A 12,559-nucleotide genomic window follows, 5' to 3' on the forward strand; every position below is an offset into this window, starting at 1 on the left:
GCCCCGTTTCGTTTGAATCCCTTGAATTTCCCACCCGCGCGCAAAGGTTTCACGCCATGCCTGTTTCCCACCCATTCTTGTCCCGGCCAGAATTCGCTGAAGGCCTGCCGGTCGTCGATGGCGAGGCCATAGCCACTGCCGAGCGGGCGATTGCCGTGATCAATCCTGCGACGGGGATGGCGCTGACGGAAATCCCCCTCCTGGGTGCGGTCGAGGCGAACCGCGCCGTCGAAAGCAACGCCAGAGCCTTCGGGGAATGGCGGGCCCATTCGGCCGCCGAACGCGCCGCCATTCTGCACGCATGGTTCGCGCTCGTTCGCGAAAACCGCAACGATCTGGCAATGCTGCTCACGGCCGAGCAGGGCAAGCCGCTGGCCGAAGCGCTGGGCGAGATCGACTATGCGGCCAGCTTCATCCAATGGTTCGCGGAAGAAGCCCGGCGCATCAATGGCGAGATCATCCCCGCCCAGCGCGATCGCCGGATCCTGGTTCTCAAGCAGCCGGTGGGCCTGGTCGGCGCGATTACGCCATGGAATTTTCCCGCGGCGATGATCACGCGCAAGGTCGCGCCCGCCCTGGCAGCGGGGTGCACGGTTACGCTCAAACCCGCCGAACTCACCCCGCTCACGGCCTTCGCGCTGGCCCGGCTGGCGCTCGAGGCGGGTGTTCCGGCAGGCGCTTTCAATGTCATCGCCGGCGATGCGCCGGCGATCGGGTCGGTCCTGACCAGCCATCCCGGCGTTGCCAAATTCACCTTCACCGGCTCCACCGCGGTTGGCAAGCTGTTGACCGCGCAGTGCGCGACGACGCTCAAGCGGGTGTCGATGGAGCTGGGCGGCAACGCTCCGCTGATCGTGTTCGACGATGCCGATATCGATGTCGCCGTGGCGGGCACGATCGCTTCAAAGTTCCGAAACACCGGCCAGACCTGCGTCTGCGCCAACCGCATCCTGGTGCAGAACGGCATCCATGACCGGTTCGCCGAAGCGCTGGCCGCCAGAGTCGCGGCTTTCCGCGTCGGCAACGGCCTGGAAGGCGAGACCGATCAAGGACCGCTGATCACCGCCGCAGCATTGCACAAGGTGCGCGAACATGTCGGCGATGCCGTGGGGCGCGGCGCCCGAATCGTCACTGGAGGCGAAGGGCATGAAGCCGGCGAGCTGTTCCACCAGCCCACGGTCCTGACCGGCGCCAACCCCGACATGCGGCTGGCGCTGGAAGAGACCTTCGGACCGGTCGCTCCCCTCTTCCGCTTCGAAACCGAGGCCGAAGCCCTGACCCTGGCCAACAGCACCCGCTCGGGCCTGGCCGCCTACGCATTCACCCGCGACATGGACCGGTTCTGGCGCCTTGCCGAAAGACTCGAGGTTGGCATGGTCGGCTTCAACAACGGCATCATTTCTTCGGAAACCATGCCTTTCGGCGGGGTCAAGGAATCGGGACTGGGGCGCGAGGGATCGCGTCACGGGATCGACGAATTCCTGGAACTCAAGGCCATAAGTCTCGGCTTGCCGCCGCAGCCTGCGATTGAAGCGGAGAAGCCCCGAAGGACATAGCTGTTCGTCGTCAGAACATTCGGCACAACTCGCGGCGTAGATTAGCGGAGTGCGGGCCTCGTCTGGGGGTTGATGTTAGGCGGCGAGCTTGCGGTGCTGCAAGCGCCGATATTCGATGGTCTGTCGCTTGATCCTTTCTCGTCGTTCGATGATGGCCGGGGCCCTGCCGAAGTAGGCGTCGGCGGGCGTCACGTTATTTAGGCTCTCGTGATAGCGCTGGTGATTGTAATGTTCGACGAAGGCCTCGATCTGGGCTTCGAGGTCGCCGGGCAGGAAGTAGTTCTCCAGCAGGATGCGGTTTTTCAGGGTCTGGTGCCAGCGCTCGATCTTGCCCTGGGTTTGCGGGTGCATGGGAGCGCCGCGGACATGGCTCATTTTGTTGGCCTCGATATATTCGGCCAGTTCGCCGGCGATGTAGCTGGGGCCGTTATCGCTGAGCAGCCGGGGCTTGTGCAGCACCGTGGCGCTGTCACAGCCGGAAGCCGCCAAGGCGAGGTCCAGCGTTTCGGTTACATCCTCGGCACGCATGTTGGTGCACAACTTCCAGGCAATGATATAGCGCGAGAAGTCGTCGAGCACGGTCGAGAGGTACATCCAGCCCCACCCGATGATCTTGAAGTAGGTGAAGTCGGTCTGCCACATCTCGTTCGGGCGGGTAGTCTTGGTGTGGAACTGATCGGCGGCCTTTATCACGACATAGGCCGGACTGGTGATCAGATCGTGCGCCTTGAGCAGGCGGTAAACCGTGGATTCCGATACGAAGTAGCGCTTCTCGTCGGTGAAGCGCACCGCCAGTTCGCGGGGGCTGAGATTGGTCGCGTCGGCTTCCAGCGCCATTTCGATGATCTGGTTCTGGATGTCGTCACCGATGCGGTTCCACACGCGGCTCGGCGCCGATGGCCGATCCTGTAACGCTTCCGGCCCGCCCCCAAGATAACGGTCATACCAACGGTAGAACGTCCGGCGGGCGATGCCGAGCTTGTCCAGCGTGCGTTTGGCGGGCAGGTGCGACTGCTCGACGATCCGGATGATCTCGAGCTTTTCGGATGCGGGATACCTCATTCGTCGTCGCCCCCATCCGCGATCATGCTTTTTTTCAGCAGACGGTTTTCGAGTGTCAGGTCGGCCACGCATTCCTTCAGGGCACGCGCTTCGCGGCGCAGATCCTGCACCTCGCCGGTGGTCGCGGCACGGGCAGTGTCGCCCGCCAGGCGGCGCTTGCCCGCTTCCATGAACTCCTTCGACCAGGTGTAGTACAGGCTTTGCGCGATGCCTTCCTTGCGGCACAGCTCGGCAATGCTGTCCTCGCCGCGAAGGCCTTCAAGCACGATGCGGATCTTGTCCTCGGCAGAGAAGTGCCGCCGGGTCTGCCGCCGGATATCCTTCACCACCTGCTCCGCAGGGGCCTTCGACGGCGATTTTGAATAGGAGGATTTGGGCTTCATCTTCGTTCCTTCGTCACTACGACGAAGCCCAAATCCTCCTTAAATCACAACCTCAAATCTGTGCCATTGGTGCTGACGGCGGACACAGCGCACCGGGGTCGCCAGTCCCATCGTATTCGACGGGGTGCGGATGGTCTCGGATATTGCGGCGCCCGGCATCCCCGAAACGCTTGAGGAGCCATTGACCTCATCCTGAGGCAAGCTCCTATCGGCTCGGCGAATTGAGGCGCTAGAACAGCTTGCCCCGTTCGCTGAACAGAACAAGGGCCAAGGTCAGCGACCCGACCATGACCAGCGCAATCGCGAGCGGCAGCGGTGTGCCATCGTAGGCATAACCGATCAGGCCGCCGAGCCCAGCCCCCAGCACCAGCCGGAAGAATGCCTGAACCGATGCCGCGGCACCGGCGATATGCCCGAATGGCTGCAAGGCAATTGCAGTGAAATTGACGAAGACGGTAATCAGCAGGCACATGTTGAGAGACATGAGGACGACAAACTGGACCAGGGTTTCGCCGGGAGCTGAGGCCAGGAACAATTGTCCCACCGATGCCGCAAGGTGGCAGAAAATTGCGGCATGGCCGATCCGCCGGGTGCCAAAGCGCTCGACGATCGCCGAATTGACCAGGCTGGCCAGCGCCATGGTCGCCGCCATCGAGCCGAAGATCAGCGGATAGGCCGAGCCTGCGCCGAAATGCTCGCCGATCAGTTGCTGCGAACTGTTGATGAACCCGAAGTGCCCGCCGAAAATCAAGGACATGCCAATGACATAGCCGATCGACGCCCGGTTCCCGAGCACCGTTGCAACATTGCCCAGCAAATTGCCCGAGCGCTGCGACTGCCGGTTCTGCTTCGGATTGGTTTCCTCCATTCTGAGCAGGAACCAGCCCGTCACCACCAGCGCCAAAGCACCGATCACCAGGAAGATCGCCCGCCATCCCGCGAGCTCGAGAATCGCATAGCCCAGGCTGGGCGCGAAGGTCGGCACCGCCATAAACAGCATCGCCACCACCGCCTGCAGCTTGGCCATGCCGGCACCTTCATAGCGATCGCGGATGATCGCCAGCGGCAGCACCGTCAGCCCGGACGATGCGAACCCAATATCCCGCGCAGCGCCAGAAGCACGTTGAAGTCACGCACCAGCGCCGACACCGCATTGACGATTACGAACAACGCCATGTAGCCGAGCAGGACCGGCTTGCGCCCATAGCGATCGGAGATTGTTCCGGGTATCAGAGAACTCAATCCCGAACTGATCAGGAAAACGCTGATGATCAGTTGGCGCTGGTTCGATTGGGCAACCTCAAAATCGGCAGCGATGTGTCCGAGAGCCGGCAGCAGCGATGTGAAGGCCAGCGACTGGAGCGCCTGTATCATCGCCATCATGGCGATGAATTCACGCCGGCCTATGCCGGCTTCCGTCGTGGGACTTTGAAGGTTCACTGAACCGTGCTCTCCTGAAGCTGCCACAGGGCCGGATCGAACCCGCAACACGCTGTCAGGAGTTAAAGGAAGGCGCCGCCCTTATTGTGCAACGCATTACGCATATCGATACAAAGGGTCAAGCTGGGCCTGGCCAACCGATCGCTTCGCTTGCTTGCCGCGCCTGCTGCAAAATGCGTCCGATCTTTGCCTTGCTGAAATAAGCCTTGTCCTGTGAACGGGCAAGAACGCTCATTGTCGCGACCAGCCGATTTTGCGAATCGAAAATCGGCACCGATACTGCGGCAAGACCCGGCACCACGGACCCATAAGTTCTCGCATATCCGAGTTTGCGAACGGACTCGATTTGCTCAGCCAATTCCCCATCGTCGACAACAATCCCCTCGGCCCTCTCCCGCTCAACGCGATCGCGCGTTTGCGCAGGCGGACAATAGGTCAGGAAAAGGGTGCCGGTGGAGGAGCCTTGCAAAGGCAAGGTGGAACCAACATGCATTGACGTGAACAGGGGGACGCCGCCGTCGATCAAGCGAATTACCGTTGGCCCATAGTCGCCCCAAACACTGAGCAGCCCGGTCGTTTTCAACTCATCCAGCAGGCCCTCGAGGTATCCGGTAGCGATGCGTACGGGGTCTAGCCTGGCCATAGCCGCCAGGCCCAGGCGTACAGCGAGCGTGCCAAGCGAATACCGCCCGCTGGACGCATTCTGTTCGACCATTCCGGTGTTGACGAAGGCAAGTAAATATCGATGTGCCTGACTGCGCGAAAGCCCTGAGCTGGACGCAACATCTCGAAGAAACGCACCACCTGGGTCCGCCTTCAACAGGGCAAGAAGGACCCTTGCCCCAATTTCTACGGACTGAATGGACTTCCGCTGATTGCCACTCTCGGAAATATCGACACTCGATATCTCATCACCCTTGGATTTTGGTATACCCAATTTTCCCACCTGTGCTTCACGAGCCAATTCAATTCCCAGCAAACCTGCTAAATTAAGATGCTATCCGAACCTTCGCGTTCGGAAGGAGGCAAGCCTTGGCTCAATAGCCACGCTAGGAGGCCAGCCAGAATCTTGCAACCGCCTTGGACGCCAACACTACCACTCGCCTCAAACTGGCTATTGAACATGCAGCTGACGATAGCCGTTTGACCTGCTTCATTTCAATCGAGTAGAGAGCACGATCCGCGGGTCTGACGATTGTAGCGTCGGCTTGCTGGCCGATATGCCGATCGAGGTGCTCCAAGACAACGGTTTCAGTGATTTTGCCGAATGTGACCCTGTCCCGAAAATGTATCCGGTTGGAATGAGAGGATTCTGGCAAGATCGAAGCTGACCCATTCTGGAACGATGTTCCAAATCTTTGCGAGTACTACAAAAAGCCCTTGCCCGCGTGGTCACCAAATAATTCAGCTGAACGCACGTAGCCGAGCAGCACTTCGACCTTCTTCTGCCGCGATACCTCCTGCATCTTGGCTATCGAGGCGCCCGAACGCGCGGCTTCGGTCAGGAGCCCCGCCCGCAAAGAATGCCCCCCAACCGTTGCCGGATCGAGCCCGACCCTGGCCGCATATTTTTGCACAAGCCTGGCCACCGAGCGATCGGACATTACCCTGTCGACCACCCTGCCCTGCGGGTCGATCTGCCAGAGCAGCGGCCCCGGCGCCGAGCCTCGAACCGCCAGTCAGGCCTGGAGCCGCGCCACCTGCCCCTCGCCTTCCTGGTCGGTCTTCGAATGCCGAATCGTCAGCCGCAGCCCCTCGGGCACGAACTGAACATCGCGTAACTCAAGCCCGATCAGCTCCGACCGCCGCAGCGCCGCAGCCAGCCCCAGCGCCAGCACCGCCCGGTCACGGATGGAGCGCGTCCCCTCGCCATCGGCGCTCGCGATCATCGCCGCGAGGTCCTTGGCGCTAACCGCTGCCTTCTTTCGCGACGGCCGCGCGCGCTGCTCGCGGCGGATTCCGGCCAGCGTGTCGGCGATCACCATCCGCTCGTCGCGCTGCACCGGCGCGACCAACCCCTCCTGGCGGTGCTTCCACCCGATCGCCGCGAGATGCCGCGCGATGGTGCTGTCGGCCTTGCCCGCCATGGCCAGCGCGGCCAGATAGGTCGCCACCGCTTCGGGCCACGCCGGCAAGGGATCGAGGTCTCGTTCCCAGCACCAGCCCTCGAACTGCGCCCAATCGCTCGCATAGGCACGAATGGTGTTGGCGGCCTTGGCCTGGGTGCGGTAGGAACGGGCCGCCGCAATCTCGTCCTGCAACAGGGGATCGAAGACGGCCGAGGATGCCGCTGCGACGGGGTTGTCGGCTGCCAGAGTTAATGACAATCACCAAATCTCGTCGATCATTGCCGTGTCAAATTTAATGGCATTGCGGCACTTGAATAAGTGTACCTGCGACAGTCTGTCATGACGCCCTGTTGGGTTCCCCGCCTTTAGTCTTCGCGCTGGTCTCGGGTCGTTCCTTAGGATGGTGGAATATCCGATAAAGCGCGGGCAGGACCAGCAGCGTCAGGATCGTCGAGGAGATGATCCCCCCTATCACCACGGTTGCCAGCGGGCGTTGTACTTCGGAGCCGGCTCCAACGTTGAGCGCCATTGGCGCGAAGCCCAGGGAGGCGACCAGCGCGGTCATCATCACCGGCCTGAGGCGGGTCAGCGCGCCTTCGCGGATCGCCAGGTCGAGTGCCATGCCGCGTGTCCGAAGGTCGCGGATGAACGAGAGCATGACCACACCGTTAAGCACCGCCACGCCGGACAGGGCGATAAACCCGACCCCGGCCGAGATCGACATGGGTATCCCGCGGAAGGCCAAGGCGGCGACACCTCCGGTCAGCGCCAGTGGCACGCCCGAGAAGACTACGGCTGCGTCCCTAACCGAACCGAACAGCGCGAACAGCAGGCCAAAGATCAGCAGCAGCGCCAAGGGCACGACTATCTGCAACCGGGTCGCTGCCGACTGAAGCTGCTCGAAGGTGCCGCCATAGACCACGTAATAGCCTTCGGGCACCGTCACCTCAGCATCGACCGTCTCGCGCAGTTCATTGATGAACGAGCCGAGGTCTCGGCCTCGCACGTTGGCGGTGATCACCGCGCGCCGCTTGCCGTTCTCGCGGCTGATCTGGTTGGGGCCGACCGACATTTCGATATCGGCCAGTTCCGAAAGGGGCACAAAGCCCGCGCCTTCTCCTGGCAGACCGATCGGCAGTTGCCCCAGGGCGTCAAGGTTGGTGCGGTTCGCCTCCGGCAGCCGCACCACAATGTCGAAGCGTCGATCACCTTCGAAAACCTCGCCAGCCTTGCGTCCGCCCGTAGCCGTGGCGACCGCATCCTGCACCGAGGTGACACTGATCCCGTAGCGCGCAAGCATTTCGCGCTTGGGCGTCACCGATAGCACCGGCAGGCCGGTAACCTGCTCAAGCTTGACGTCTTCTGCGCCGTCGATGCCCTTGGCCACACTTTCGATCGACTTTCCGCTTTCGAGAAGCTGATCGAGGTCGTCGCCGAACAGCTTGATCGCCACATCGGCGCGCACGCCGGCGATCAGCTCGTTCATGCGCATTTGCACCGGCTGGGTGAACTCATAGTTGTTGCCGGGAATCTGACGAACCGCAGCGTTCAGCTCCTCTACGAGCTTTTCGCGTGGCTTCCTCGGATCGGGCCACTCGGAGCGATCCTTGAGGATCAGGAAATTGTCGGCGACCGAAGGCGGCATCGGGTCCGTCGCCACATCGGCTGTGCCGATCTTTGCGAAGACGCGTTCGACCTCGGGGAACTTGCGGATGCGATCCTCCAACCCCTCCTGCATGGAGATCGCCTGGCTGAGGCTGGTTCCGGGAATGCGCAGAGCGTGAAGTGCGATGTCGCCTTCCTCAAGGTTCGGGTTGAACTCCGAACCAAGCCTTGTCGCGCCAATCGCGCTGAGCGCGACAAGGGCGAAGGCGCTCCCGACGACCAACCGCCCGCGGGGCATCACCCAGTCGAGCAGCGGAGCATAGCGGGCATTGAGCCACGCCATGACGCGATTTTCCTTCTCCTCGACCTTGCCGGTGACGAACAGAGCGACAGCGGCCGGCACAAAGGTGAGAGAGAGGAGCATGGCAGCGGTCAGCGCGAGCACGACCGTGAGCGCCATCGGGTGGAACGTCTTGCCCTCGATCCCTGTGAGAGCGAAGATCGGCAGATAGACCACCGTGATGATGACCACGCCGAACAGGCTCGGGCGGATCACTTCGGCGCTTGCCTTGGCAACCAGCCCGAAGCGCTCGTCGCGGTCGAGCAGCCGGCCCAGCCGGTGCTGGGCCTCGCCAAGTCGGCTGAGGCAGTTCTCGACGATGATCACCGCTCCGTCGACGATCAGCCCGAAGTCGAGCGCGCCTAGGCTCATCAGGTTGGCTGAAACCCGCCCCTGGACCATGCCTGTCAGCGTCATCAGCATCGAGAAGGGGATCACCGCCGCCGTGATCAGCGCTGCACGGATATTGCCGAGCAGGAGGAACAGCACGGCGATGACCAGTATTGCGCCTTCGACAAGGTTCTTCTCGACTGTCGCGATGGTGCGGTCGACCAGTTCAGTGCGATCATACAGTGGCTGGGCGATCACGCCCGAAGGGAGAGATGCCTGGACTTGGCTGAGCCGTTCGGCGGCGGCCTGCGCGACGATGCGCGGGTTCTCGCCGGTCAGCATGAAGATGGTGCCAAGCACGATCTCCTTGCCGTTCTGGGTGGCGGCACCCGTCCGCAGTTCGGAGCCGATCAAAACTTCAGCCACGTCGCCGATGCGGATCGGCACACCTCCGCGCGTGGCGACGATGATCTGGGCAATGTCGACCTCGTTCTCGGCACGGCCCGGTAGACGGATCAGTATCTGCTCGCCCGCGCGCTCGACGTAGCCGGCGCCGCGATTGGCGTTATTGGCTTCCAGCGCCTCGACCACGTCCGTCAGCGACAGGCCGATCGCGGCGAGCCGCCCGGCGTCGGGCGTGACATGATATTGCCGCGCATAACCGCCGATCGAGTTAACCTCGGCAACGCCAGGGATGGTGCGCATCTGCGGGCGCACGACCCAGTCGTTGAGTGTGCGCAAGTCCATCGGCGTCCACTCGCTGCCGTCGGGCTTCTTCGCTCCCGGCTTGGGTTCGACCGAGTACATGAAGATTTCGCCGAGGCCCGTGGCGATCGGCCCCATTGCGGGTTTGATGCCGGGCGGAAGCTGGGACTTCACCGCCTGAATGCGCTCGTTGACAAGTTGCCGGGCGAAATAGATGTCAGTGCCGTCCTTGAACACCACAGTCACCTGGCTGAGGCCATAGCGCGAGACCGAGCGCGTATAATCGAGGTTGGGAATGCCGGCGATCGCGGTCTCCACCGGGAAGGTGACGCGCTGCTCGGCTTCGAGCGGCGAATAGCCTTCGGCCTCGGTGTTGATCTGGACCTGGACGTTGGTGATGTCGGGAACGGCGTCGATGGGCAGGCGCGTCGCGCTCCACGCGCCAAGACCTGCGAGCATGGCGACCACCGCCAGCACCATCCAGCGCTGACGGATTGAAAAGCCGATGATACTGGCGAGCATGGTTCTGTTCCTTCCCACCTATCAGTGATCGTGGCTCGCGCCGGACTTCTCGATGTCGGCGCGGATCAGGAAGGAACCCTTGGCGGCATAGCGCGTCCCGGGCTTGAGTCCGCCGAGCACCTCGGTCCACTCGGGCGACTTGCGCCCCAATTCGAGCATCCGGACCTCGTACTTGTCGCCAAAGTTCGCATAGACCACGGTGAAGTCGCGGAACGGCTGGAGCGCTTCGGTGCGCACGGCCAGCGGCACCGTCACGGCATTCACGGTCACTTTGCCCCGCAACGCCATGCCGGGGCGGAACCGCCCGCCCGGATTGGGCAGGATTGCGCGCAGCAGCGCCGTACCTGCGGCGGCATTGCCTTCGGGAAGGTAGTCGCCGAGCCTGGCGCCGGCGACCGCCTGGCCGTCCATGGTCTCGACGCTTACCCGTTGGCCGGGTCGTACCAGAGCGAGATCGCGCGGGAAGACGTTGAACACGACCGTGGTCTGGGCCGGGTCGGTGATGACATAGAGCGGCCGGTCGAAAGTCACGTCACCGGGATTGCCGTTGCGTTCGGCCACCACGCCGCTGACCGTCGAATAGACCGGATAGACCTGCAGGCTCTCGCCCGATTCGATGCGCGCCAGCAGTTGCCCGCGCTGGACGTAGTCTCCCACTGCCTTGGTAACGGAGACCACGCGTCCCGGAAACTGGCCGCGAATTTCCGAACGGCCGGTGCTGGCGAGTTGGACAGTGCCATACAACTCGCGCGTCTCGCCGATCACCGCCGGACCGGCCGTTTCGATCACCACGCCGTTGGCCCTGGCGGTTTCGGCTGGGATTTTCGTCTGGCCTTCGGGATTGGCGTATTTCCACTGGTGACGCTTGCCAGCGACCACAGCAACGACTTCGACGTCGAAGCTGTGCGGTTCAACTACCGTGCCCTGGCCGTCCAGCATCTCGCCGTTCGGCTTGAACTTGAACACGTTCACCTCGCCGTCGAGGCGGCGCAGCGTCACGGTCAGATCGACCTTCGCAGGATCGAGCTTCTCTCCGCCCATGGTCGGGAACACGCGGAACATCGGCGGCACGCCGTCCTCGAACACCGTCATTTCGAGCGCGAAGTCGCCGTCGCGCAGCATCCGGCCATTGTGCTGCCCCTTCTCGGGACCGGCAGCCTCGCCATGCTCGCCAGCGGGCTTTTCCGCGCCACCGCCGCAGGCGGCGAGCGGAATCACCGCCAAGAGGGTTGCGAGGATACGGGTCATGTTGCTGGAATGGGTCATTGTTCTGTCTCCCCCCGGGCGGACGCATCGAAGCGTCCCGACAGCCGGTCGATTTCTGTCTGAAGGTCGCGCCACTGGTTGGCGGCGGCGATCCATTGTTCCTGGACCTCTACGATCGCGTCGGCCGCGTCCTGAACGTCGCGGAAAGTGAAGCCGCCGCGCCGATAGCCCTCGCGCACCTGATCGAGCGTGCGCACGGCTTTCGGCAGCACTTCGATGCGGATGGCGTCGGCGCGAAGGCGCGAGGCATCGGCCTCGGCGCGCAGCGAGGCGAGCCGCCGCAACCGCTCGAGCCGGTCAGCCTCGGCCTCAAATTCAAGACGGCGGCGCTCGGCCTGGGCGCGTTCGATATTGCCCTGATTTCGATCGAAGCGGCCGATGGGGATGGTGATCCCGGTGACGAGCGCGACATCGCCGGTTCCGCGCAGGTATCGCACCCCGCCCGAAACCGTGTAATCCTGCACGCCGCGCGACTGCTCAAGCGTGACGGCAGCCTGCGCACGGGCGATCTTGGCTGTCTCGAAGGCTTCGTCGGATGGCGCAATCGCAAGCGGGCTTTTAACCTCGGTCAAGACACCGCCTGCGACCTCAAGCCCCTCGCCGCTTCCGCCCCAAAAGGATGCCAGCACATTGCGCGCCGCCACCTCTCGGCGTTTGGCCTCATGCAGCGCGATCTCCGACTGCGCCACTCGGGCGGCCGCACGGGTCTCGACGAACAGCGGGTCCTTGTAGCCGCGCACCCGTCGCAGCGCCTCGGCCTGCATTTCGCGTTCGGTCTTGAGCCGGTATTTCGCCGCCCAGACCACTTCGTCGGCGATGATGACATCGAACCAGGCCCGCTCGACCCGTGCGGCGAGATCGAGGCGCGTGACGCGAGTCGAGGCTTCCGCGACGCCAACGTCGCGCTGTGCCCAGGCGGTGCGCGCGTCGCGCTTGCCGCCGCGTTCGAGCATCTGGGAATAGCTTGCGGTGATCTCGGCTTGGGGCAGGAAGCCGTAACGACCGCTCCCGGCGATGTTCTCACCGGTCACCGTTACAGTGGGATTGGGACGCACCCCTGCCTGGGTCTGGCTGGCGCGGGCAGCTTCGACAGCCGCTTCGACCGCCTGCAATCGCGGCGCACCTTCACTGGCGCGCGCGATCGCCTGTTCAAGCGTCAGCGGCTCAGCGCCGGCCCGCCCTGCCGGTAAATACAGCGCACCCGCCAAAAGGGCGGCTGCCAACAATCGTGACATGAAGTCTCTCCTGATCCGAAACGCAATGGGCGCGCGCAATTGCGCA

8 protein-coding genes and 1 pseudogene are annotated in these 12,559 nt (G+C 63.1%); 1 reads left to right on the forward strand and 8 read right to left on the reverse strand.

What is annotated here, in order from left to right; genetic code table 11:
* Positions 1–56: 56 nt before the first annotated feature.
* The gene (locus AB433_RS18210; RefSeq protein WP_047824526.1) at positions 57–1,556 is read left to right on the forward strand and encodes an NAD-dependent succinate-semialdehyde dehydrogenase; all 1,500 of its coding nucleotides are present in this window, start codon (positions 57–59) and stop codon (positions 1,554–1,556) included.
* Between the two features lie 75 nt (positions 1,557–1,631).
* Here AB433_RS18210 and AB433_RS18215 read toward each other — a convergent pair.
* The 8 genes and pseudogenes from AB433_RS18215 to AB433_RS18255 all read right to left on the reverse strand — a co-directional run bounded on the left by AB433_RS18215 (position 1,632) and on the right by AB433_RS18255 (position 12,486).
* A protein-coding gene (locus AB433_RS18215) for an IS3 family transposase (protein WP_148650901.1) occupies positions 1,632–3,001 on the reverse strand; the annotation gives its coding sequence in 2 pieces (ribosomal slippage) (positions 1,632–2,651 and positions 2,654–3,001; 1,368 coding nt in all).
* 229 nt (positions 3,002–3,230) lie between these two features.
* Positions 3,231–4,384 (reverse strand): annotated as a pseudogene (locus tag AB433_RS18225) (MFS transporter).
* Between the two features lie 175 nt (positions 4,385–4,559).
* Complete coding sequence (locus AB433_RS18230; protein WP_007015960.1) at positions 4,560–5,420, reverse strand: IclR family transcriptional regulator; 861 nt, start codon at positions 5,418–5,420, stop codon at positions 4,560–4,562.
* A gap of 388 nt (positions 5,421–5,808) precedes the next feature.
* Positions 5,809–6,045: a site-specific integrase gene (locus AB433_RS21430; protein ID WP_007015957.1), complete on the reverse strand. Its 237-nt coding sequence runs from the start codon at positions 6,043–6,045 to the stop codon at positions 5,809–5,811.
* Positions 6,046–6,120: 75 nt separating this feature from the next.
* Positions 6,121–6,768 carry a site-specific integrase gene (locus AB433_RS19665; RefSeq protein WP_007015956.1) on the reverse strand — a complete coding sequence of 216 codons (648 nt, stop codon included), beginning with the start codon at positions 6,766–6,768 and terminating at the stop codon, positions 6,121–6,123.
* A gap of 79 nt (positions 6,769–6,847) precedes the next feature.
* A complete protein-coding gene (locus AB433_RS18245; RefSeq protein ID WP_007015955.1) occupies positions 6,848–10,012 on the reverse strand; it encodes an efflux RND transporter permease subunit in 3,165 nt (1,054 codons plus the stop codon).
* 21 nt (positions 10,013–10,033) lie between these two features.
* Entirely contained in the window at positions 10,034–11,278 is a 1,245-nt protein-coding gene (locus AB433_RS18250) for an efflux RND transporter periplasmic adaptor subunit (protein ID WP_007015954.1), read from the reverse strand.
* A complete protein-coding gene (locus AB433_RS18255; protein ID WP_245626753.1) occupies positions 11,275–12,486 on the reverse strand; it encodes a TolC family protein in 1,212 nt (403 codons plus the stop codon). Before AB433_RS18255 ends, AB433_RS18250 begins: the two co-directional genes overlap by 4 nt.
* Positions 12,487–12,559: the final 73 nt, after the last annotated feature.

Origin of the sequence: Croceicoccus naphthovorans (genome assembly GCF_001028705.1) — a bacterium.
Taxonomy (GTDB): domain Bacteria; phylum Pseudomonadota; class Alphaproteobacteria; order Sphingomonadales; family Sphingomonadaceae; genus Croceicoccus; species Croceicoccus naphthovorans.

Excerpts from the sequence above, each read along its gene's own strand:
- AB433_RS18210 (WP_047824526.1), top strand. The coding sequence starts at position 57 with ATGCCTGTTTCCCACCCATTCTTGTCCCGGCCAGAATTCGCTGAAGGC.
- AB433_RS18250 (WP_007015954.1), bottom strand. The coding sequence starts at position 11,278 with ATGACCCATTCCAGCAACATGACCCGTATCCTCGCAACCCTCTTGGCG.
- AB433_RS18245 (WP_007015955.1), bottom strand. The coding sequence starts at position 10,012 with ATGCTCGCCAGTATCATCGGCTTTTCAATCCGTCAGCGCTGGATGGTG.
- AB433_RS21430 (WP_007015957.1), bottom strand. The coding sequence starts at position 6,045 with ATGTCCGATCGCTCGGTGGCCAGGCTTGTGCAAAAATATGCGGCCAGG.